Source organism: Erythrobacter sp. THAF29 (assembly GCF_009363635.1).
Lineage (GTDB): Bacteria > Pseudomonadota > Alphaproteobacteria > Sphingomonadales > Sphingomonadaceae > Erythrobacter.
This window is the reverse complement of sequence record NZ_CP045392.1, coordinates 2,554,490-2,576,122: the sequence shown is the minus strand read 5'-3', so window position 1 is coordinate 2,576,122 and position 21,633 is coordinate 2,554,490. Positions and strand designations below refer to the sequence as shown.

Genomic DNA, 21,633 nt, shown 5'->3' with positions numbered 1-21,633 from the left:
GCCTTACGCTTCCTCGGCGAGCTTCTTGGCTTTTTCCACCGCCTGGTCGATGCCGCCGACCATGTAGAACGCCTGTTCGGGAAGGTGGTCGTATTCGCCGTCCACAACCGCCTTGAAGGATTTGATCGTGTCTTCGAGCTGGACGAAGATACCGGGGATGCCGGTGAAGACTTCGGCCACGTGGAACGGCTGCGAAAGGAAGCGCTGGATCTTGCGAGCACGCGCGACAGTCAGTTTGTCCTCTTCGGACAGCTCGTCCATCCCGAGGATGGCGATGATGTCCTGAAGGCTCTTGTACTTCTGCAGCGTCTCCTGAACCTTGCGAGCGGTCTCGTAGTGCTCCTGGCCGACAACGCGTGGCTCGAGAACGCGGCTGGTCGAATCGAGCGGGTCCACCGCCGGGTAGATGCCGAGCTCGGAGATGGCGCGCGAAAGGGTGGTGGTTGCGTCAAGGTGGGCAAACGAGGTTGCCGGCGCCGGGTCGGTAAGGTCGTCCGCAGGCACGTAAATCGCCTGCACCGAGGTGATCGAGCCCTTGGTGGTGGAGGTGATGCGTTCCTGCAGGTTGCCCATGTCGGTCGACAGGGTCGGCTGGTAGCCCACGGCCGAAGGAATACGGCCGAGCAGTGCCGACACTTCCGAACCCGCCTGGGTGAAGCGGAAGATGTTGTCGACGAAGAAGAGCACGTCCTGGCCTTCCTGGTCGCGGAAATATTCCGCCATGGTCAGACCCGAAAGCGCAACGCGGGCACGCGCGCCCGGAGGCTCGTTCATCTGACCGAAGACCAGCGCCACCTTCGAGCCGTCCGAGATGGCATTGCCGTTCTCGTCCTTGGCGATAACGCCGGCGTCGAGGAATTCGTGATAGAGATCGTTCCCTTCGCGGGTACGCTCGCCAACGCCTGCGAAGACGGACACGCCACCGTGGCCCTTCGCGATATTGTTGATGAGCTCCTGGATGAGCACGGTCTTGCCCACGCCGGCACCGCCGAACAGGCCGATCTTGCCGCCCTTTGCGTAAGGGGCGAGAAGGTCGATCACCTTGATGCCGGTGACGAGAATGTCGGCTTCGGTCGACTGGTCGACGAATTCCGGAGCTTCGGCGTGGATAGGAGCGGTCTGTTCGGCGCCAATCGGACCGCGTTCGTCGATCGCTTCGCCGACCACGTTCATAATGCGGCCGAGGGTCTTCGGACCGACAGGGACCGAGATCTGCGCGCCGGTGTTGATCACTTCCTGGCCGCGGACGAGACCGTCGGTACCGTCCATCGCGATGGTGCGGACGGTGTTTTCGCCGAGGTGCTGCGCCACTTCGAGAACGAGGGTCTTGCCGTCGTTCTTGGTTTCGAGCGCGGTCAGGATCGCCGGCAGCTCGCCTTCGAACTGCACGTCGACGACAGCGCCGATGACCTGACTGATCGTGCCGTTAGTGGTCTGGTTGAGTACGGGTGCGGTGGCCATTTTAATGTCCTGCTTTCGTCAGATTCTCAGGCGCCTTGCGCGCAAGTGGTTTCGGGGTCGGCGATTTCCCATTCGGTTTCGCCTTCGACCAGTTTGGTTTCGTTACGCAAATATTCGTCGTCGCCCAGACCGTATTCGCAAATGACTTCGGGCGAGCCCATGCCGGCACGCTTGCACGCCGAGGTGTTGACCGGCTCTGCATTCGGGCAGGTCTTCGCGAAGGTCGCCGCAAACACGGTCTCATCGGGCGGAGGGATGCGCGGCGTATCGAGTTCGGTTGCCTCCGGTGTTTCGACCGGTGCCGGTTCCACGGGGGCTTCGGATCCGCACGCCGCGAGCAATGCGATCGGTGCGAGTGCGATGAGTTTGAGGGGGGTGATGTTCATCGTCAGAGTGCCTCTGCGCCTGCAATAATTTCAATGAGTTCGGTGGTAATCGCGGCCTGGCGGCTGCGGTTGTACTGGATCGTCAGCTTGTTGATGAGGTCGCCCGCATTGCGCGTCGCGTTGTCCATGGCGGTCATCGAAGCGCCTTGTTCCGATGCCTCACGCTCCAGCAGCGCGCCGAAGATCTGCGTTTTGACGTAACGCGGGAGCAGTTCTTCGAGGATTTCCTCTTCGCCCGGCTCGTATTCGACCACGGCTTCGGTGTCTTCGGCCCGGTCGGGTGAGGGGACCGGAATCAGCTGGTTGACTGTTGGGTCCTGTGCGAGCGCGCTTTTGAAGACCGGGAAGATGAGATGAGCGACATCGAATTTGCCCGCATCGTACATCTCGATCAGTTCATTAGCGATTGCATCGGCCTCGTCAAAGCCCGGCGTTTTCACGGTCGAGGTGTCGAAATGCGTACCGATGCGCTCGGCATATTCACGCTTCAACGGCGCGCGGCCCTTCTTGCCGACGAGGTAGAATTCGACATCCTTCCCTTTGGCGATCAGCTCCTGTGCCTTGGCCTTCGCGGCCTTGACGATGTTCGAGTTGAGACCGCCGCACAGCCCCTTGTCGGTGTTTACCACCACGAGCAGGTTGCGTTTGGTCGATCCGGTCCCGGCGAGCAGCTTTGGTGCGCTGTCCCCCGAAACCTTGCCAGCAAGCGACGCCATGACTGCACCGAGCCGCTCGGCATAGGGCCGCCCGGCCTCGGCAGCAGCCTGCGCACGGCGAAGCTTGGCTGCCGCGACCATCTGCTTGGCCTTGGTGATCTTCTGGGTCGATTTGACCGAGTTGATCCGACCTTTGAGTTCCTTGAGTGAGGGCACTTAGGCGCTCCGTTTATCTTGGATCGTTCAGGCGAACTGCTTGGCGAAAGCTTCGAGAGCCGAAACCGTGCGCGACTTCACATCGTCTTCGAACTTGCCGCTCTCGCGGATGTCCTTGAGGATGTCAGCGTGTTCGCTGCGGAAGAAGGCGAGCATCTGCTCTTCGTATTCGTTGACGCGGTCGACAGGGATATCGTCGATGAAGCCATTGGTGCCGGCAAAGATGGACACGGTCTGCTCTTCGAACGGCATCGGCGAGAACTGCGGCTGCTTGAGCAGCTCGGTCAGGCGCGCACCGCGGTTGAGAAGCTTCTGGGTCGCGGCATCGAGGTCCGAGCCGAACTGGGCGAAGGCCGCCATCTCGCGATATTGCGCGAGGTCGAGCTTCATCGAGCCCGAGACCTTCTTCATCGCCTTGGTCTGGGCAGCGCCGCCCACACGGCTGACCGAGAGACCGACGTTAATCGCAGGACGGATGCCCTGGTAGAACAGGTCGGTTTCCAGGAAGATCTGACCGTCGGTGATCGAGATCACGTTGGTTGGGATATATGCCGACACGTCGCCAGCCTGCGTCTCGATGATCGGCAGCGCGGTGAGCGAGCCGCCAACATTGTCGCCATTCATCTTCGCCGCGCGCTCGAGCAGGCGGCTGTGAAGGTAGAACACGTCACCCGGATAGGCTTCACGGCCCGGAGGACGACGCAGCAGGAGCGACATCTGGCGGTAGGCGACGGCCTGCTTCGAAAGGTCGTCGTACACGATCACGGCGTGCATGCCGTTGTCGCGGAAGAATTCGCCCATCGCGCAGCCGGTGTAGGGTGCGAGGTATTGAAGCGGTGCAGGCTCCGAAGCGGTTGCCGCGACGACGATCGAGTATTCCATCGCGCCGTTTTCTTCGAGCTGTTTCACGATCTGAGCGACGGTCGAACGCTTTTGGCCCACCGCAACATAGACGCAGTAGAGCTTTTTCGATTCGTCGTCCGATGCGTTGACGCCCTTCTGGTTAATGAAGGTGTCGATCGCGACGGCGGTCTTGCCGGTCTGGCGGTCGCCGATGATGAGTTCGCGCTGGCCGCGGCCGACGGGGACGAGCGCGTCGATCGCCTTGAGGCCCGACTGCACCGGCTCGCTAACCGACTCGCGCGGGATGATGCCCGGTGCCTTCACTTCCACGCGGCGGCGCTCGGTCGCCTCGATCGGACCCTTGCCGTCGATCGGGTTGCCGAGAGCGTCGACCACGCGGCCGAGCAGGCCCTTGCCGACCGGCACGTCCACGATTGTTTCGGTGCGCTTGACGGTATCGCCTTCCTTGATCTCGGCGTCCGAGCCAAAAATCACGACGCCGACATTGTCGGCCTCGAGGTTGAGCGCCATGCCCTGGATGCCATTGGCAAACTCGACCATCTCACCGGCCTGAACCTTGTCGAGGCCGTGGATGCGGGCGATGCCGTCACCCACGGAAAGCACGGAGCCGACTTCGCTGACTTGCGCTTCGGTGCCGAAATTGGCGATCTGGTCCTTGATGACCTTGGAGATTTCTGCGGCGCGGATTTCCATTTTCTTTGTCCTTTAAGCCTTCATGGCCTGGGCGAGAGAATTGAGACGAGTGCGGATCGAGGCGTCGATGCGCTTTGAACCGATGGTGACGACGAGACCGCCGAGCAGGTCGGGATCAACGTCGGCTGAAAGCATGACAGTGCGACCCTCGCGGGCCGTGAGCTTGCTCTTGAGTTCGGCGAGCTGGCTGTCGGCAAGCGGATGCGCGCTGGTGACCGTTGCAGTCACTTCGCCCCGCTGGGCTGCGGCGATCGCCTTGAACGCGGCGATCATGTCCGGCAACGCCGAAAGGCGGCGGTTGTCTGCCAGCACCCCAAGGAAATTGGCGGTCAGCTCTGCAAGACCGAGATGCTTGGCGACGGCTGCGACGGCCTGCCCCTGCACTTCGCGCGAGAGCTGCGGATTGGTGGTGACGGCCTTGAGGTCGTCCGATTCATTCAGCGCTGCTGCCAGCTTTTCGAGATCGGATTCGACGGCCGTAACCGTCCCGGCCTCGCTGGCGAGTTCGAACAGAGCTGAGGCGTAACGGCCTGCCAGGCTAGCCTGAATACCGGCGGAAATATCCACGCGCTTCGATGTCCTTTAGGATCTTCGAGAATAACGATGCATCGCCTCGATTTCGGAGCTCCGAAGAGGGCTCTCCGCCAAGGCTGGCGCGCGCCTAGCAATGTCTATCTGATTCCGCAAGCGAGCGTGGCGGTGAAATATGGGAGACATGTGTTGCAGTGCCCTCAATCGCCGGGCGACGGGCCTCCTCCCGCCTTGGCTTCGGCCTGACTGGCCGTTGGCGGGCCGCCAGGGCCGAGGAGATCGCGAGCGTGGATGCGCTTGCGCAATCCAAAGAGATCGGCAAAACTCCGCTCGCTAGGTGGAAACGCCTATGGGAGAGAGACGATGAAGATGACACCGATGGCCCCCAAATGCGGGGTCGAGATTTCGGGCGTGTCGCTTGCCGATTGCAGCGATGCCGAGATGACGCAGATCAAGCAGGCGATTTATGAGCATGGGGTCGCCGTGTTCCGCGATCAGGAATTTTCGCCCGAAGATCACATCCGCTTCGGCAAGCGCTGGGGCGGGATCGACCTCAACAACTATTTCCCGCTGCAGGAGGACTTCGAGGAGATCTCCGTGGTCAAGAAGGAACCCGACCAGGAGACCAATATCGGCGGGGCGTGGCACACCGACCATTCCTATGACCAGATCCCGGCGATGGGATCGGTGCTGGTCGCGCGCGAATTGCCACCGAGCGGCGGCGACACCGAATGGGCGCATATGGGAGCGGCCTATGATGCCCTGTCAGACGATCTCAAGGCCGAGATCGAGGGTCTGAAGGCGTTCCATACCGCCGACCATGTCTACAAGGCCGACGGGCTCTATGCCCAGACCGACATGGGCAAGGATCTTCGCGGGCAGGATATCAAGACCGGCGCGGTCCATCCGGTGGTCATCCGCCACCCCCACACCGGGCGCAAGCTGCTCTATGTAAACAGCGCCTTCACGATCAATTTCGTTGGCATGACGCGCGAGGAGAGCCTGCCGCTATTGCAGCGCCTGTTCGATGCCGCGCTGACCGGTGAGAACCAGTGCCGGCTGCAATGGAAGCCCGGCACGGTGGCGATTTGGGACAACCGCACGACGTGGCACAACGCGATCAACGATTACAAAGGCTATCGGCGCGAAATGCACCGCATCACGCTGAGCGGGGAGCCGCTGGCGGCGTAGTTTGTTGGCCTATCGCTTCGCTACTTGAGGCCGTTCATTTGTTGGCCTACCGCTTCGCTACTTGAGGCCGGTTGCTAGCCCGCGCAGCCGCCCGACGGTTCCCGTGGCGGCGTGGGTTCGCCTGCCAGAATTCGACGGAGCATGTCATCTACGGCACCGGTCGCTCGCTCGTTGGCAACACGCCATTCTTCTTCGTCGTTCGGATCAGGCTCGACCCCGTCTTCGCCAAGCCAGCCGTCCTCGTAGGCGCGCTCAATCGCGCGGGCCTCGTTGACAGTGCAGACACGCCGGTTTTCGACGTCGTTCGAAGCGCCATTTACGGAAAAACCCGTGGTGATGCATCTCTCGCCATCAGTGAATTCAAAGCAATCGATCTCGGTGGAAACAGGTGCGCAAGCGGTGGCCGATGCAGCCATTTCATCGAACTGAGAAGTGCCGTAAATCTTGAAGAGTAGCGCCTGCCGAGCCGAGGCATACGCCGCATTGCACTCCTCCTCGCTTCCGCCTCTTCTTTCGCACATGCAGCTTTCGGTTGCCGCCTCCTGAAGGGCAACCAAATCCACCTGCGTGGAGGCAATCCGTGGGGAGGGTGGAGGCATTTCCGACGACGCCTCACCGCCGATCGTATACTTTTGCGCTAAAAATGCGCCCACGGTCACCGCGGTCACAAAAGCGATGAACCCGAGGATCGCCGTTCGGCTCATTTGACCTTCGCCGCGAGCGTGTTGTCCGCTTGCTTGGCCTCGCACCGGTAGACCAGCCTTTCGTTCGGCCGGTCTGGAAGCAGCGCCAGGACCGCCGATTGCTGTTCGCCGAGGATGCGCGCTGCATCCGTCACTCCGCAGGCGGGCGGTGTGTATTCGCTGCGAACCTCACGTGCGGCCCGCATTGCCGCACTGCCGAGCAGGTAACGATCGGTCCTGAAAGTCCGCGTTGCCGGATCATAGGTGTTGACCGAAACCGCCTCTTCATCGTTGGGAACAAAAACCCGGGTCCATTCGCCGTTCGTCAATCCGTATTGCGTGCGTCCGTTAACGCAGCCGTCGGCGGCCCAGTCGAATTCGACATCGTCGGTGCGCGCGCCGGTCACTCGGCTGCGTTCGGGAACAAAGGTGCAGATGAGCGTTCCGTCTCCTGCGACGGAAACCGGCGGTCCGCCGTCGCCATCTCCATTTGCCTCGAGCTCTTCCAGCACTGCTGCAACGCGGTCTTCCACCTCGTCGTAACCCGGGCGGGTGATCCACACCAGCACAGTCGCGATGATCGCAGCGCCCGACAGCCCGGCTGCCACCATCGCCCGGTTCTGGGCGGGTTCGTTAGCTTCGGGATCGGCGCGATAGGAGGCCCTCAGCTGCGTCGCAGCATAGCCCGCCCCAATGCCGATCAGCAGCAGGATGAGCGCCACGGCCATCGCATTGTCGCGCTCTTCCATGACTTCGAGCTGCGCCTTGATCCGCGCGTCCGCGCGCGCCTCGCGCAGCTCGGCCTCGCGCGCCTCGACCTTGGCACGGGCGGCAGCGCGTTCGGCTTCGAAACGGGCACGCTCGGCGGCGTTCAATTCGTCGATGGAGCGGCAGGGTAGCGAGCTGGTGCGTGGCTCGATATCGTTGGCGCGCAGAAACGGAAGTAGTTCGCGCAGGCTCACCGCGAAATAGAACTCGGCATCCGAGCCTGCGGAATCCGCCCCGAACGAGTTGACGCCCAGAACCCGACCGCAGCCGTCAAGCAGCGGCCCGCCGGAATTGCCGCGCGCAATCGGCGCGGTGTGAAGGATCGTATCGAACTGGCGGCTCGGACGTTGGCCTGACAGAAATCCGCGACTTTTTACCGGTGGCTGCGCGTTGAATATGTCGCTGATCTCCAGTCCCTGGGCAAGGTCGACATTCATCGGATAACCGACCGCCGATACCTCTCCCATGTCGCCTGAAACGCCGCCCGCAATCGTGAGCGGCGGCAGGCGCAGGCTGGAATCCACGATCTCGAGCAGGGCAAGATCGTTGCGCGGGCTGACTGAGATGGGCCGTGCGAACGCACTGTCTTCGGCATCGCTCGGCACAATGCCGATACGCAGGGTGTCGTCCTGCAATGCCTCACGGATCACGTGCGCATTGGTTACGATCCTGGTCGGCGTGACTGCAAATCCGCTACCGTGCGAAACCGGGATCAACTCTTCGCCCGACTGATTGACGATGACCACGCGGACCACACCGCGAGCGGCTGCATCGACATCTCCGGAGTCAGCGTGCGCGGGCAGAGCCAGGATTGAGCAAACCGCCAGCAGCAGCGCCGCAATCGCTCTCGCGTTGACTTTCAACCGGTTTTTAACTTGCATTGGCATTTCTTGCGGTCTGGTCCCTTGCTCTCGCCCCAACATGCAGCGAAGGTGTTTACCTGTCATGACCGGATTACCGGTCGAGGGTCAAAGGGGTGATCATGAAATTCCGTGCACATCGGTTCAATGCGCTCGTGGCTGCGTTCGCAGCCACGCTCGTCTCAACGCCGCTGGCCGCACAAGAAGGTGGCGGCCAGATCGAATTCACAGTCAAGGGCGAAACCTTCGTGCTCGACGTCCCGGAAGGCTATTGCCCTCCGACAGGGGCGGGCGCGCTCATCGCGGCGCAGTTTGCCGATGCAGATTCGGCCAATCTCACCCCGGTAAACATCCAGCGCTGCGGCACCTATGGCGAGGATTATGTGCTCATAAAGACGCCGCGCATGATGCCGGCCGTCCCGCTCTCAAAGCCGGTGTTCCTGCAAATCATGACCAGTGAAATTCAAAAACAGGATATGATCCAGCAAGGCATCGAAACCGGGAAGAAGGACATCGACAAGGTCACCGACGGGAAAATGGATATCGATTTTGAAGGCATCCGATACCGCAAGACCGACGATCAATGCGTCTATCTCGCCGGGGTGGCTCAGGTTGCTGTCCAAGGCGAAGAGTCCAATTCGGTCGCTGTCGGCTCTTGCGGTACACTCGTCGGCACCCGGCACTTTTTCGCTCACGCCTACAAGAAAGGTGAAACCAGCGAGGATGTCGAAAACCGCATGGCCTTGAGCCGCGATATCTCCCTTCGGATCTCACAGAAATAAGGGTTAGCCACCAGCATTGAGCGCAAGGCGCGGGATGCGTGGTATCAAGGGATGGGTAAGCTTGAACGCATGACCGATACCCGAACCCTTACCGATGACGAGCGTTGGCAGATCGCGCTCGCGAAAGACCGCCGTTATGACGGTGTGTTCGTTACCGGAGTGCATTCGACCGGCATCTATTGCCGCCCCTCGTGCCCGGCGCGTGCGCCTTTGCGCAAGAATGTGCGGTTCTACGCCGATGCCGTCGATGCCGAGAAAGCAGGGCTGCGGGCGTGCAAGCGCTGCTCCCCCGATAAGCAAAGCGCTGAAGAGGCCTGCGCTCTCGCTGCGATTGCCGCGATCAGGGCCGATGGTGCGCAAACGCTGGACCAGCTGGCGGACCTGACCGGCTATTCGCCGACGCATTTCCAGCGGTTGTTCAGGCGCACGGTCGGCCTCTCTCCGGCAGCTTTCGCCCGTGCCTTGCGTGAGAACCGCGTGCGCGAGGCTCTGGAGGGTGGGGCTAGCGTGACCGAGGCGCTTTACGATGCGGGATATTCAGCACCATCGCGCTTCTATGCGGACACGAAAGGACGATTAGGTATGACGGCAAGCGACTGGCGCGATGGCGGGAAGGGCCGCACCGTGAATTGGAGCGTGATCGCGACCTCGTTCGGCGACATGCTGGTCGCGGCGACGGAAAAGGGCGTGTGCTGCCTGGCGTTCAACGAGGGTGAGGAGGAGCTCGCCGCACGGTTTCCCAAAGCCGATCTCGTGCCTGCCGGCGAGGATTTCCGGGCGCTGTTCGATCAGGTGGTGCAAGCCGTCGAGGAACCATCATCCGATGCGTCGGCTATTCCGCTCGATGTGAAGGGCACCGCATTCCAGCAGCGCGTCTGGCAGGCGCTGCGCGAGATCCCTGCCGGAGAGACCCGCAGCTATGGCGAATTGGCCGCCTCACTGGGCAAACCGACCGCCAGCCGCGCAGTCGGCGGAGCGAATGGCGCAAACAATATTGCAGTGCTGATCCCGTGTCACCGCGTAGTGCAGGCCGATGGCTCGATCGGAGGTTACGCCTACGGTACTGAAATCAAGCGAGAACTGCTCAATCGAGAGGGTGTAGAGGCACAATAGTGACGGTTTGAGGGTTTGCGGTCGTTCTGTCCCGTTCTTGGAAAGTCCCGAGGTCGCGCTGGCTTTACGCTACGGAACAGCCGAAACCGCCGCCAGCGACCCGAAGGGCCCGTACGATTGAACGGGCGCTCGCCTTGACGCCCCGCCGCAGAGCGGGGCTTCTTTTTTGCATCACTCCAGCGTGAAGCCGATCTTCAGCGTGACCTGGAAATGCGCCACGTCGCCATCTTCGATATGGCCGCGCGTCTCGACGACTTCGAACCAGTGCATGTTGCGCACCGTCTTGTTCGCCTTTTTGATCGCACCGCGCACCGCGTCTTCGATCGACTCGCTCGAGCTGCCGACGATTTCGAGGATCTTGTAAATATGGTCGGACATGATGGGCATCTCCCGTTTCTCTAATAGGGAGATGCAATATAGCATACGGGCGGGAGCTTCGATCGAGGCGGGGGTGAAGTCTAATCGAGCTTGGGCGGGAAGCCCGGCTCGCATTTCTCCATCGCGCGCTGATAGGCTTCGCGCGATCCGATGCGTTGGAGATACGCCTTAAGGTTCGGCAGGTGATCGATTGTCATGCCGTTAAAGGCGCGGCTGGTGGTCAGCTGGAAGACCATCATGATGTCGGCTGTCGTCAGCTGCGAACCGCCGAAATAGTCCGCTTCGCCCAGACGTCGCTCGATCTGCTCCCATGCATTGGTGATGCGCTTGGCGAGAGGAGGAGGCATTTCTGCACCCACGGCTCCTACGGCGATTTGCATCATGCCATTGGTCATGAATGTCGCATTGGCAAAGTGGAACCAGTAGAGATGATCGGCGAAGTCCGGGTGATCGGGGCCGGGGACGAGCTCGGTATCGGGCGCGTATTTGCCGACAATATATTCGACGATCGCACCGCTTTCGCCGAGCACGAGGTCGCCATCCTGGATTACCGGCGCAACTTCCATCGGGTGCAGCGCTTTGAGCTCGGGCGGGGCGAGCCGCGTTTCAGGGTCGCGATTGTAGAGTTTGAGATCATAATCGATGCCCAGTTCCTCAAGCAGCCAGACGATGCGTTCGGATTGCGAAATGCGCAGGTGATGTACGGTCAACATGGCTGGCTCCTCTAGTCGTTTCGCGCCCAGCTCTTATCGGCGGGAGTCAGCGAGTCGAGGAATTTCTGCGCGGTTTCGAGATAGTCGCGCTTCTTTGAATCATCCATACGGTCCCAGTTCGAATAGATGCGACCAATCCGGTGATTGGTCTCCAGCCTGTCGCGATGGCGATTCATGAAGTGCCAGTAGAGCGGGTTGAATGGGCAGGCATCCTCGCCGGTCTTCTTGCTCACCGAATAGCGGCAATCCTTGCAGTAATCACTCATCTTGTTGATGTAGTTCCCACTCGCCGCATAGGGCTTGGTCGCGAGCTTGCCGCCATCGGCGTAGAGGATCATGCCCGAGACATTTGGCAGTTCGACCCACTGGTATGCGTCTGCGTAGACGATAAGGTACCAGTCCTGCACCTCTCGCGGATTGATGCCCGCCAACAGGCAGAAATTGCCGAGAACCATGAGCCGCTGGATGTGGTGCGCGTGCGCGTTCTCGCGGGTCGAGCGGATGCAGTCGGCAAGGCAGCGCATGTCGGTTTCGCCGGTCCAGAAAAACTCGGGCAGGGCGCGCTGGGCGTTCAGCTTGTTGTCGCTTTCGAGCTCCGGCATGTGCAGCCAATAAAAGCCGCGAATGTATTCGCGCCAGCCGATGATCTGGCGAATGAAGCCCTCGACCGAATTGATCGGTGCATCGCCGTCTTCGTAGGCCTTCTCGGCACGTTTGCAGAGCTCGATCGGATCGAGCAGACCTAGGTTGATGCTGGTCGAGAGCATCGAATGGTACATGTCATCCGACCCGTGGACCATCGCGTCCTGGTACGGGCCGAACTTCTCGATCCGCTCCTGGAAGAAGGCGTCGGCGGCCGCCTCGGCCTCGTCGGACGTCACCGGCCAACCAAATGGTTCGAGATCGCCGAAATGGTCGGAGAACTTGTCGCCGACGAGTTCAATAACCTCACGTGTGATGTCGTCAGGCTCGAACTTGGGGACGTCGGGCGGGTCCATCTCGTCTTTCGGCGGTTCGCGATTGTCCTTGTCGTAATTCCAGTCGCCGCCCTTGGGCTTCCCGTCTTCGCGCATAAGGATGCCGGTCCGCTTGCGCATCTCGCGGTAGAAGTGCTCCATGGTGAGGTGCTTGCGCCCCTCGGCCCAGTCCTTGAACTCATCGTGCGAGCACAGGAACCGGTCGTCGGGCAGGATTTCGACCTCGCAGACGAACTTGTCCGGCCATTCCTCGATTTGCTGCTGCACGCGCCACTCCCCCGCTTCGACAACGTGAATCGCGCGCGGATCATGGCGCTCGATCGCGCGGGCGACTTCGCCGGTGAAGCTGCCCGAGTTGTCCTCGTCGGTGAGCTTTACGTAATCGACCGTCCAACCGGCATCGCGCAGTTCCTTGGCAAAGTGGCGCATGGCCGAGAAGATCAGGACGATCTTCTGCTTGTGATGCTTGACGTAGGTCGCTTCGTCCCAGACCTCCATAAACAGGATGACGGTGTCGTCCTTTGCGCGGCCCCGCAGCGAGGCAAGAGTTCGGGTCAGCTGATCGCCGAGAACGGGGACGAGGATGGGTTGTTGTGACATGGTCCACCAATGCCTGGAGCGGCGATAAGTGCCTCAGACGAAGCTGTAGGGATCGATATCGACGCCAACACGCACGCCCGGCGGGAAGTCGTGCGCGTCGAGCCATTCGCGCAGAGTGGCCTGAAGATTGGCGCTGCGCCGTGCGTTGACGAGGAAGCGATAGCGGTAACGTCCGCGGAGCAATGCGAGCGGTGCGGGAGCGGGGCCGAGGATGTAGAGATCGTCGCGCTGCGGGCGTGTGTCGCCGAGCCGCATCGCAGCCTCTCGCGCCTCCTTCTCATCCTCCGATGAGAGGATGATCGCAGCCCATCTTCCGAACGGCGGAGCCCCTGCATCGCGGCGTGCTTCGGTTTCGGCGGCGTAGAATGCGTCGCGGTCGCCATTGGCCAGAGCCGCGATGACGGGAGCTTCGGGGTGACGCGTCTGGATCAGCACTTCGCCCGGTTTCTCGCCGCGTCCGGCGCGCCCCGCAACCTGCGCGACCTGTTGATAGGTGCGTTCGGCCGCGCGCAGGTCGCCGCCTTCTAGGCCGAGATCCGCATCGATCACGCCCACCAGCGTCAGCTCGGGAAAGTGAAATCCCTTGGTCACGAGCTGCGTGCCGACGATGACATCGATCGCCTTGGCCTCCGCCTGCGCGATGAATTCGGCCGCGCGTTCCGGATTGCCGAGCGTGTCCGAGGTCGCGACCGCTACGCGCGCCTCGGGAAAAAGATCCGTCACCTCGTCCGCAATGCGCTCGACGCCAGGGCCGCAGGCGACGAGGCAATCGCCTTCGCCGCATTCGGGGCAGGTGTCGGGAGGCGCCGTCTCAAGTCCACAATGGTGGCAGGCAAGCCGTGCCGAGAGTCTGTGTTCGACTAGCCACGCGCTGCAATTGGGGCACTGGAAACGGTGGCCGCAATTACGGCATAGCGTTAGCGGGGCATAGCCACGGCGGTTGAGGAAAAGCAGCGACTGCTCGCCCTTTGTCAGCCGGTCCTCGAGCGCATGGATGATGGGCGCGGAGAGCCAGCGACCGTTCGCGGGCTTCTCCTCGGTAAGGTTCACGAGCTTGATGTCGGGCAATTCCGCTCCGCCGAAACGGCTTGGAAGTTCCATCAGTTCGTATGTGCCGACCTGCGCCATGTGCAGGCTTTCGAGCGCGGGCGTGGCGCTGGCGAGCACGACGGGAATATCCTCGAACCGCGCGCGCATTACAGAGACGTCGCGGGCATTGTAGCGGACCCCATCGTCCTGCTTGAAGCTGACCTCGTGCGCCTCGTCGACGACGATGAGGCCGAGATTGGCATAGGGCAGGAAAAGGGCAGAGCGCGCGCCGACGATAACCTGCGCGGTGCCTTCGCTAATCGCCCGCCACGCGCGCCTGCGCTCGGTCGATTTGAGCGAGGAGTGCCATAGCACCGGAGGCGTCCCGAAGCGCTGCTCGAAGCGCACTAGGAAATTCTCGGTCAGCGCGATTTCGGGCAAGAGGACGAGCACCTGCCGTCCCATCCGTACGGCCTCGGCGATGGGTTCGAAATAGACCTCGGTCTTGCCCGAGCCGGTCACCCCGTCGAGCAGGACGGGTGCATACTCTTGCGCCTCGACCGCTTTCACCAACCGTTTCGCGACCTCCATCTGGTCGGGGGACAGCGCGGGCTGATGATAGTCGGGATCGGCTGGCTCATACGGGCGATCGATCGCCACCGTGACTGGTTCGATCACGCCCTGGTTGACAAGACCTCGGAGCACCCCTTCGGAAACTCCTGAAATCCCCGCCAATTCGCGGATCGTGCCCTGTTCGCCATCGAGCGCTTCGATCGCCGCTGCGCGCTGGGGGGTCATGCGCTCCGGCGTCCCGCCCGAAAGCCGGTATTCGGTGGTGGTAGTGGGACCGCCGAGCGCGCCTCCGCTCGAAAGCACCATGCGCGCAACACTGGCGGGTGCGGCGCAGTAATAATCGGCAGTCCACTCGATCAGGCGACGCAGCGGCTCCGAAAGCGGCGGGACAGGAACCACTTCCCGGATCGGGCGAAGCTTGCTCGCATCGACCTCCGCTCCGGGCAAGTGCCCCTCATCCCACACGATTCCCGTCACTGTGCGGGGACCGAGCGGTGCTATTACGACGCTGCCGGTTTCCACGTGCATGCCTTCTGGCACGCTGTAATCGAGCGCGCCCAGAGCGGCATTCAGGACGAGGAGTCGGACGCGGTTCATCGGAACCCGTCCATATGGCGATGGATTGCCAGAACATACAAGGAGGAGGCCTATGGATATGAACGAAACTCTGGAGCGCAGAGCATTGCTTAAAGGCGGAGCGGGGATCGCTGTCGTGCTCGCCTTGCCGGCTTGCGCGACCTATCCCCGTTTCAGCCTTACCGAAGCGATCAGGCGCTTGCTCCTCCTGTCGAGCGAACGCGCCTTCGCCCGCCTTACCGCACCTGACGGTTACTGGGATCAGCAGGTCGCGCGGATCGGCCTCGGCAATTTGCTCGGCACGCGCGGCGATGTTCTCTCGCGCATCCTGACGTCGACCTTGTTCAAGGACCGGCTTGAAGACGCATTCGCAGATATCGCGATCGACGCCTCGTATCGCGCTGCCCCGATTGTGGCCGATGCGGTGCGGGTCATCGGCCTGCGCAATGCCGTCGATCTTGTGCGTGGCGGACCACAGGCGGCGACCACAGCGTTGCGCGGAGAGCTCGGCGGGCGGCTGATCGAAGAAATGGTGCCCGAGATTGGCGAGGCCATCCGCATCGCATCCGACCCGCTCGTTGCCGAACTCATCAACGAGGCGACCGGCACCGACGTAGGGCGTATCGCACAGGAGCTTGCAGGCAAAGTCGACGATGCGATCTGGAACGAGATGGGAATCGAGGAAGCCGCTATCCGGCGCAATCCAGAAGAGACCGGTGATCCTGTATTGATCGGCGTTTTCGGCGCGGGCGCGGTTATCTGACGCACCGGGTTGTGACCTAATCGGCAAGCCATCTGGCTTCGCGCGCGGGGCTGTGCCAAGCATCCCCGCGACGATTCGACACGACTGCAGGAGACCAGCCGCCATGAAATTCTTCGTCGACACCGCAGAGATTGACGAGATCAGGGACCTCGCCGCGACGGGCCTCCTCGACGGCGTCACCACCAATCCTTCGCTGATCCACAAGTCGGGCCGAGACTTCATGGAAGTGACGAAGGAGATTTGCGGGATCGTCGATGGCCCTGTGAGTGCAGAGGTCGTCGCGCTCGATCACGAAACAATGATGAAAGAAGCCGAAGTGCTGCGCAAAATTGCAGACAATGTCTGCATCAAGGTGCCGCTTACGGTCGACGGGCTCAAGACCTGCAAGGCACTGGCCGAAGACGGCACGATGGTGAACGTCACCTTGTGCTTTTCGGCAAACCAGGCGCTGCTTGCTGCAAAGGCGGGGGCGACCTTCATATCGCCCTTCGTCGGCCGCCACGACGACAATGGCTTCGACGGGATGGACCTCATCCGCGACATCCGCCTGATTTACGACAATTACCTGTTCGACACCGAGATTCTCGTCGCAAGCGTGCGCCACACCACCCACGTGCTCGAATCCGCAAAGATCGGTGCTGACGTGATGACCGCGCCGCCCAAGGTCATCCATGGCCTGTTCAAACATGTGCTCACCGACAAAGGGATCGAGGGCTTCCTCAAGGACTGGGAAAAGACTGGTCAAACTATCGGGTAGCCGCCTGAAGGATAAGTCCCTATCTGCCACTGGAATGGCCGAAGAATCTCCACTCGATAAGTTCAAGCAGGCATTGACCGGTGCGAGCCGTGCGATTTCGCGCGACCCCGAGGTCGAGGTCGCGTGGAGTGCGGACGTGCCGGGTGCGGCGGGCAACCGGTTCCGGGTTCCACTACCGGGCCGCGACCTCCCGCCTGATCAGGTGACAGAGGCACGCGGGTTCGCCGACAGTTTTGCACTCAAGTTGCGCCACCACGATGCGGGGCTGCATGCCGGTAAGGCTCCTCCGGAGCCGATCGCGCGTGCGTGTTATGATGCGATCGAGCAGGTCCGCTACGAGGCGCTTGGCGCAAATCGTTTTGGCGGGATCAAGTCGAACCTCGATGCGGCGACTGAGATGCGTCTGGCGAGTGACGATATCGTTCGCGCGCAGAACTCGTCCGAAGTGCCGATCCAGACAGCGCTTTCGCTTTTGCTGCGCGAGCAGCTCACAGGCGAGCCGATCCCCGAGCGCGCAAAGGCGGGTATCGGCCTTGTGCGCGAGTTCATCGAGAACAAGGTGGGGGACGATTTTGCCGCGTTCGCCGACCAGCTCAGCGACCAGGAGGCGTTCCAGCAGCTCGCGCTCGACATGCTTCGCGAGCTCGATCTCACCCGTCCGACCGACGCGCCCGAAGATACGGAGGATCAGGACGGCGAAGACGAAGACGGCGCCGAAGACGACCAGTCGGGCGACGACGAGAATGAAGGCGAGGGCGATCCGCAGAGCGCCGAAATGGCCGGTGAGACCGCCGAGGGCGAGAGCGATGGCGAAGCCGATAGCGAGATGTCGGCCGAAGAGGAAATGCAGGAAGGCGAGCCGGGCGAGGAGGGTGACGCGACCAACGCGCCCGTCCGTCCGAACCGCCCCCAGACCGACATTCCCGACGGGCTCGATTACAAATACTACACCGACCGCTTCGACGAAGAGATCGCCGCGCCCGAGCTGTGCGATCCCGAAGAACTCGACCGCCTGCGCGCCTATCTCGACAGCCAGCTGACCGGCCTGCAGGGGGTCGTCACCCGGCTCGCCAACCGTCTCCAGCGGCGATTGATGGCGCAGCAGAACCGCAGCTGGGATTTCGACCAGGAAGAAGGCGTGCTCGATGCCGCACGGCTGGCCCGCGTGGTCGTGTCGCCGGGCACCGCGCTTTCCTACAAGGTCGAACGCGATATCGATTTCAAGGACACTGTCGTCACCCTGCTGATCGACAATTCGGGGTCGATGCGTGGCCGTCCGATCTCCATCGCCGCAATCAGCGCCGATATCCTTGCGCGCACGTTGGAACGCTGCGGGGTCAAGACGGAGATCCTTGGCTTCACCACCCGGGCGTGGAAGGGCGGGCAGTCGCGCGAGGCATGGCTCGCCGACGGCAAGCCGCCCAATCCAGGCCGCCTCAACGATTTGCGCCACATCATCTACAAGCAGGCCGACGAGCCCTGGCGCCGCGCGCGCCGCAATCTCGGCCTGATGATGCGCGAAGGGCTGCTCAAGGAGAACATCGATGGCGAGGCGCTGATGTGGGCGCACTCCCGCCTTATCGCGCGGCCCGAGGAACGCCGCATCCTGATGGTGATTTCAGACGGCGCACCGGTCGATGACTCGACGTTGAGCGTCAACAGCGCGGGCTATCTCGAAGCCCACCTGCGCGGTGTGATCGAGTGGATAGAAAACCGCTCGCCGGTGCAACTGGTCGCCATCGGCATCGGGCACGACGTGACCCGCTATTACCGCCGCGCGGTGACGATCATGGATGTCGAGCAACTGGGCGGCACGATCATGGAGCAGCTCGCGGAGCTCTTCGAGGATGAGAAGGGGCCGGGAAGGCGATGAATAAGTCCACGACTGTAACCGAAGCCGTCAAATCGCGCCGTTCGATCCGGCAGTTTCTCGACAAGCCGGTCGATCTGGAGACCTTGCGCCAGGTAATGGACACCGCGCGCTGGGCGGCATCGGGGTGCAATTATCAGCCGTGGCAGGCGACGATCCTCACCGGCCAGCCGCTCAAAGCCTTACAGGCAAAGATCACCACGACGCCACCTCAGCAGCTCGAATATGACTGGGACGCGCCCAAGCAGGAAGACGCCTACAAGGATCGTCTCTTCGGCGTTTCGAAAGGGATGTTCGATGCGCTTGGCATTGCCCGCGACGATGGCGCGGCACGGATGGCGGCCATGGGGCGCAATGCTACCAGCTTCGATGCGCCCGCCGTGATGTTCGTTTATTTCCCGCGGCTGATGAAGGAGCCGCAATGGTCCGACACCGGAATGTGGCTGCAAACCGTCGCGCTGCTCCTGCGCGAGGAGGGGCTCGACAGCTGTTTTCAGGAATTCATGGCCTACTACGCCAATGTGATCCGCGATCACCTCGGGCTCGACCACGATCGCTACATGTTCTTTTGCGGCATGGCGATTGGATATCGCGACCCGGATGCGGCGGTGAACAACTTCGAGCGAGAACGCGTGCCGCTCGACGAGCAGGTGAAGTTCGTCGGCTGGGATTGACCGGGAGCGCATCGGCTATCAAAGCGCTCGCATGACCGAAAAGACGCCTCTCAGACTGTTCAACTCGCTGACCCGCGAGCTCGAGACATTCCAGCCGATCCACGAGGGTGAGGCGCGCGTCTATACCTGCGGGCCGACGGTCTATAATTACCAGCATATCGGCAATATGCGTGCCTATATCTTTGCCGATACGCTGGGCCGGACGCTGACTCACAAAGGCTACAAGCTCACCCATGTCATCAACATCACCGATGTCGGCCACCTGACCTCCGATGCCGATGCGGGCGACGACAAGATGGAAAAGGCCGCCGCGCGCGAAGGCAAGAGCGCGTGGGACATTGCGCGCCATTACCAGGAGGTGTTTGAGGCCGATCTTGAGCGGCTCAATGTGCGCAAGCCCGCCCATCCGCGTGCGACCGACTATGTCGAGAGCATGATCGAATGGGCGAAGCAGATCGAGGACAAGCACTGCTATCTGCTCGAAAGCGGCCTCTATTTCGATGTGAGCACAGTCCCCGATTACGGTCGCCTCGCACGCGCCGTCACCGACGAGGGAGAGCGCCGGATCGACGAGGTCGAGGGAAAGCGCAACGCGGCCGATTTCGCGATCTGGCGCAAGACCCCGCCGGGCGAGACGCGGCAGATGGAATGGGACAGTCCGTGGGGCATGGGCGCGCCCGGATGGCATCTCGAATGCTCGGTGATGAGCGCCGAGCTCCTTGGGCACCCGTTCGACATCCACACCGGTGGCATCGACCACCGCGAAATCCACCACCCCAACGAGATCGCGCAGAACCAGGCGCACAATTGCTCCGCCGACAGCGGCGCGCGGATCTGGATGCACAACAATTTCCTCGTCGACCGGCGCGGGAAAATGTCGAAGTCTTCGGGCGAATTCCTGACGCTACAGGCGCTGGTCGATAAAGGCTTCCATCCGCTGGCCTACCGCATGATGTGCCTGCAGGCGCATTATCGCAGCGAGCTGGAGTTTACATGGGAAGGGCTCGAAGCCGCGCTGACGCGGCTGAAGCGGATGGTCATGTCGGTGGAGCGGTTGGCGGATGCTCCCGCCAGCGGTTCGACCGATCATCCCAAGCTCCAGCCGGCCCTTGCGAAATTCGGCGCCGCAATCTCGGACGATCTCAACACTCCGATCGCGCTCACCGCCCTTGAGGAGGTGCTCGCGACCAAGAAAATCGATCCGGCGGCCAAGCGCGCCGCGATCGAGGAGATGGACGCGGTGCTTGGCCTCGACCTGTTCGGCCTCACGCGCAAGGACCTGCGTATCCGCCCCAAGGGTGCGCAGATCACCGAAGAGGATATCGAGGACGCGCTCGCCCGACGCAAGGCCGCGCGCGCCGAGAAAGACTTCGCGACCTCCGATGCCATCCGCGAAGAACTCGCCGCCAAGGGCGTCGAGGTGATGGACGGCGACCCGCTCGGCTGGGAGTGGAAATTGTCATGAGCTCGAAGAAAATCCTCGCCATATCCGGCCTCATCCGGCCGCTGCTCGAACCGCGCCTGCCCGAAGGGCTCGACGTGCGCTGGTTCATGACCAAGGAGGAGGCGCTCGAGGCGGTGCCGGAGGCGGAAATCGGCTGGTTCGACATGTACGACCAAGAGGCGATGGCCGAGACGCTGCGGGCGGCGAAGAACCTCAAATGGCTCAATTCGATTTATGCGGGCCTCGATTTTCTGCCCATGGACGTGCTCATCGAGCGCGACATCACCGTCACCAACGGGGCAGGGATCAATGCGATCACCATCGCCGAATACGTCGTGATGGGGATGCTTAACATCGCCAAGGGATATCGCGACGTCGTGCGCGCGCAGGAGAAGCGCGAGTGGTTGCAGGATTCGCCGGGCAAGCGCGAGCTCGCCGGATCGAAGGCGCTGTTGCTTGGCTATGGGGCCATCGGCAAGCTCATCAAGCCGCGCCTCGAAGCCTTCGATGTCGAGGTGACGGTGGTGCGCCGCTCGGGCGGAGCCACAGGAGAGGACGCTGTGCTTACTCCCGATGAATGGCGCGATAGACTGGGCGAGTTCGACTGGGTGATCCTCGCCGTCCCCGCAACGCCGGAGACCGACGGGATGATCGGGGCAGACGAACTCGCGGCGATGAAATCCGACGCGGTTATCGTCAACATCGCGCGCGGGGCGGTGATCGACCAGCCGGCGCTGGTCGAAGCGCTGGAGACAAAGCAGATCGGCGGGGCGTTCCTCGACGTAACGACGCCCGAGCCGCTTCCCCCCGATCACAAGCTCTGGTCGCTTGATAACGCGCACATCACCATGCACTTGTCCGGCCGCGCGCAGGACAAGATGTTCATACGCAGCGCGGACCGCTTTCTCGACAATCTGGACAAATACCTGCGCGGCGAGCCAGTCGCCCCCGTATTCGACCCGCGAAAGGGTTACTGACGCGCAACGAGCGTTTGGTTGGTTTGGCAATTCGTGCAAGGGTCCGCCCGCGCGCGGGTTTGTCAGCCATACCAACCAGTGGCACGCGTAACCTATCG

General features: G+C 62.0%; 20 protein-coding genes. 9 read left to right on the top strand and 11 right to left on the bottom strand.

Features of this window, described 5'->3' with window-relative positions; genetic code table 11:
• Positions 1 to 3: 3 nt before the first annotated feature.
• Genes atpD through FIU90_RS12505 form a run of 5 tightly spaced genes read right to left on the bottom strand, consistent with a single transcriptional unit; the run spans position 4 to position 4,843 of the window.
• Positions 4 to 1,461 carry a F0F1 ATP synthase subunit beta gene (gene atpD, locus FIU90_RS12525; RefSeq protein ID WP_152435077.1) on the bottom strand — a complete coding sequence of 486 codons (1,458 nt, stop codon included), beginning with the start codon at positions 1,459 to 1,461 and terminating at the stop codon, positions 4 to 6.
• Between the two features lie 26 nt (positions 1,462 to 1,487).
• A complete protein-coding gene (locus tag FIU90_RS12520; protein ID WP_152435076.1) occupies positions 1,488 to 1,847 on the bottom strand; it encodes a hypothetical protein in 360 nt (119 codons plus the stop codon).
• Between the two features lie 2 nt (positions 1,848 to 1,849).
• Complete coding sequence (locus FIU90_RS12515) at positions 1,850 to 2,719, bottom strand: F0F1 ATP synthase subunit gamma (protein WP_152435075.1); 870 nt, start codon at positions 2,717 to 2,719, stop codon at positions 1,850 to 1,852.
• 27 nt (positions 2,720 to 2,746) lie between these two features.
• A complete protein-coding gene (gene atpA / locus FIU90_RS12510) occupies positions 2,747 to 4,276 on the bottom strand; it encodes a F0F1 ATP synthase subunit alpha (RefSeq protein ID WP_152435074.1) in 1,530 nt (509 codons plus the stop codon).
• A 12-nt stretch (positions 4,277 to 4,288) separates the two neighbouring features.
• Positions 4,289 to 4,843 carry a F0F1 ATP synthase subunit delta gene (locus FIU90_RS12505; protein WP_152435073.1) on the bottom strand — a complete coding sequence of 185 codons (555 nt, stop codon included), beginning with the start codon at positions 4,841 to 4,843 and terminating at the stop codon, positions 4,289 to 4,291.
• Between the two features lie 327 nt (positions 4,844 to 5,170).
• Here FIU90_RS12505 and FIU90_RS12500 point away from each other — a divergent pair, with 327 nt between their 5' ends.
• Positions 5,171 to 5,998, top strand: a complete 828-nt coding sequence (locus FIU90_RS12500; RefSeq protein WP_172970257.1) for a TauD/TfdA family dioxygenase — start codon at positions 5,171 to 5,173, stop codon at positions 5,996 to 5,998.
• A gap of 74 nt (positions 5,999 to 6,072) precedes the next feature.
• On the opposite strand, the gene FIU90_RS12495 is transcribed toward FIU90_RS12500, so the two are convergent.
• Both FIU90_RS12495 and FIU90_RS12490 read right to left on the bottom strand, forming a co-directional pair.
• On the bottom strand, positions 6,073 to 6,666 hold the full coding sequence (locus FIU90_RS12495; protein ID WP_152435072.1) for a hypothetical protein: 594 nt from the start codon (positions 6,664 to 6,666) through the stop codon (positions 6,073 to 6,075).
• A gap of 32 nt (positions 6,667 to 6,698) precedes the next feature.
• Positions 6,699 to 8,330, bottom strand: a complete 1,632-nt coding sequence (locus FIU90_RS12490) for a serine protease (RefSeq protein WP_152435071.1) — start codon at positions 8,328 to 8,330, stop codon at positions 6,699 to 6,701.
• Positions 8,331 to 8,431: 101 nt separating this feature from the next.
• Between FIU90_RS12490 and FIU90_RS12485 the strand changes: the two genes are divergently transcribed.
• Complete coding sequence (locus FIU90_RS12485; protein ID WP_152435070.1) at positions 8,432 to 9,091, top strand: hypothetical protein; 660 nt, start codon at positions 8,432 to 8,434, stop codon at positions 9,089 to 9,091.
• A 69-nt stretch (positions 9,092 to 9,160) separates the two neighbouring features.
• Positions 9,161 to 10,204, top strand: a complete 1,044-nt coding sequence (ada, locus tag FIU90_RS12480) for a bifunctional DNA-binding transcriptional regulator/O6-methylguanine-DNA methyltransferase Ada (RefSeq protein ID WP_152435069.1) — start codon at positions 9,161 to 9,163, stop codon at positions 10,202 to 10,204.
• 171 nt (positions 10,205 to 10,375) lie between these two features.
• Here the strand turns inward: ada and FIU90_RS12475 are convergent, their stop codons facing one another.
• From FIU90_RS12475 to FIU90_RS12460, 4 genes are all read right to left on the bottom strand, one after another.
• Entirely contained in the window at positions 10,376 to 10,582 is a 207-nt protein-coding gene (locus FIU90_RS12475) for a dodecin (protein ID WP_152435068.1), read from the bottom strand.
• An 80-nt stretch (positions 10,583 to 10,662) separates the two neighbouring features.
• Positions 10,663 to 11,295 (bottom strand): glutathione S-transferase family protein, encoded by a 633-nt coding sequence (locus tag FIU90_RS12470; RefSeq protein ID WP_152435067.1) that lies wholly within the window; start codon positions 11,293 to 11,295, stop codon positions 10,663 to 10,665.
• 11 nt (positions 11,296 to 11,306) lie between these two features.
• Complete coding sequence (locus FIU90_RS12465; protein WP_152435066.1) at positions 11,307 to 12,872, bottom strand: cryptochrome/photolyase family protein; 1,566 nt, start codon at positions 12,870 to 12,872, stop codon at positions 11,307 to 11,309.
• A gap of 33 nt (positions 12,873 to 12,905) precedes the next feature.
• On the bottom strand, positions 12,906 to 15,071 hold the full coding sequence (locus FIU90_RS12460; RefSeq protein ID WP_152435065.1) for a primosomal protein N': 2,166 nt from the start codon (positions 15,069 to 15,071) through the stop codon (positions 12,906 to 12,908).
• A gap of 52 nt (positions 15,072 to 15,123) precedes the next feature.
• Here FIU90_RS12460 and FIU90_RS12455 point away from each other — a divergent pair, with 52 nt between their 5' ends.
• The 6 genes from FIU90_RS12455 (at position 15,124) to FIU90_RS12430 (ending at position 21,535) form a co-directional block, all read left to right on the top strand.
• Entirely contained in the window at positions 15,124 to 15,813 is a 690-nt protein-coding gene (locus tag FIU90_RS12455; protein WP_152435064.1) for a DUF4197 domain-containing protein, read from the top strand.
• Between the two features lie 103 nt (positions 15,814 to 15,916).
• Positions 15,917 to 16,570, top strand: a complete 654-nt coding sequence (fsa, locus tag FIU90_RS12450; protein WP_152435063.1) for a fructose-6-phosphate aldolase — start codon at positions 15,917 to 15,919, stop codon at positions 16,568 to 16,570.
• 34 nt (positions 16,571 to 16,604) lie between these two features.
• Positions 16,605 to 18,443 carry a cobaltochelatase subunit CobT gene (gene cobT / locus FIU90_RS12445; RefSeq protein WP_152435062.1) on the top strand — a complete coding sequence of 613 codons (1,839 nt, stop codon included), beginning with the start codon at positions 16,605 to 16,607 and terminating at the stop codon, positions 18,441 to 18,443.
• Positions 18,440 to 19,114, top strand: a complete 675-nt coding sequence (locus FIU90_RS12440; protein WP_152435061.1) for a nitroreductase — start codon at positions 18,440 to 18,442, stop codon at positions 19,112 to 19,114. The genes cobT and FIU90_RS12440 overlap by 4 nt, the downstream gene beginning before the upstream one ends.
• A 31-nt stretch (positions 19,115 to 19,145) precedes the next feature.
• Positions 19,146 to 20,579, top strand: a complete 1,434-nt coding sequence (cysS, locus tag FIU90_RS12435) for a cysteine--tRNA ligase (protein ID WP_152435060.1) — start codon at positions 19,146 to 19,148, stop codon at positions 20,577 to 20,579.
• Positions 20,576 to 21,535 (top strand): D-2-hydroxyacid dehydrogenase, encoded by a 960-nt coding sequence (locus FIU90_RS12430; protein ID WP_152435059.1) that lies wholly within the window; start codon positions 20,576 to 20,578, stop codon positions 21,533 to 21,535. Before cysS ends, FIU90_RS12430 begins: the two co-directional genes overlap by 4 nt.
• Positions 21,536 to 21,633: the final 98 nt, after the last annotated feature.

Coding starts and splice junctions, on each gene's coding strand:
- atpD (WP_152435077.1), bottom strand. CDS start 1,461: ATGGCCACCGCACCCGTACTCAACCAGACCACTAACGGCACGATCAGT.
- FIU90_RS12520 (WP_152435076.1), bottom strand. CDS start 1,847: ATGAACATCACCCCCCTCAAACTCATCGCACTCGCACCGATCGCATTG.
- atpA (WP_152435074.1), bottom strand. CDS start 4,276: ATGGAAATCCGCGCCGCAGAAATCTCCAAGGTCATCAAGGACCAGATC.
- FIU90_RS12500 (WP_172970257.1), top strand. CDS start 5,171: ATGAAGATGACACCGATGGCCCCCAAATGCGGGGTCGAGATTTCGGGC.
- FIU90_RS12490 (WP_152435071.1), bottom strand. CDS start 8,330: ATGCAAGTTAAAAACCGGTTGAAAGTCAACGCGAGAGCGATTGCGGCG.
- FIU90_RS12485 (WP_152435070.1), top strand. CDS start 8,432: ATGAAATTCCGTGCACATCGGTTCAATGCGCTCGTGGCTGCGTTCGCA.
- ada (WP_152435069.1), top strand. CDS start 9,161: ATGACCGATACCCGAACCCTTACCGATGACGAGCGTTGGCAGATCGCG.
- FIU90_RS12475 (WP_152435068.1), bottom strand. CDS start 10,582: ATGTCCGACCATATTTACAAGATCCTCGAAATCGTCGGCAGCTCGAGC.
- FIU90_RS12470 (WP_152435067.1), bottom strand. CDS start 11,295: ATGTTGACCGTACATCACCTGCGCATTTCGCAATCCGAACGCATCGTC.
- FIU90_RS12465 (WP_152435066.1), bottom strand. CDS start 12,872: ATGTCACAACAACCCATCCTCGTCCCCGTTCTCGGCGATCAGCTGACC.
- FIU90_RS12460 (WP_152435065.1), bottom strand. CDS start 15,071: ATGAACCGCGTCCGACTCCTCGTCCTGAATGCCGCTCTGGGCGCGCTC.
- FIU90_RS12455 (WP_152435064.1), top strand. CDS start 15,124: ATGGATATGAACGAAACTCTGGAGCGCAGAGCATTGCTTAAAGGCGGA.
- fsa (WP_152435063.1), top strand. CDS start 15,917: ATGAAATTCTTCGTCGACACCGCAGAGATTGACGAGATCAGGGACCTC.
- cobT (WP_152435062.1), top strand. CDS start 16,605: ATGGCCGAAGAATCTCCACTCGATAAGTTCAAGCAGGCATTGACCGGT.
- FIU90_RS12440 (WP_152435061.1), top strand. CDS start 18,440: ATGAATAAGTCCACGACTGTAACCGAAGCCGTCAAATCGCGCCGTTCG.
- cysS (WP_152435060.1), top strand. CDS start 19,146: ATGACCGAAAAGACGCCTCTCAGACTGTTCAACTCGCTGACCCGCGAG.
- FIU90_RS12430 (WP_152435059.1), top strand. CDS start 20,576: ATGAGCTCGAAGAAAATCCTCGCCATATCCGGCCTCATCCGGCCGCTG.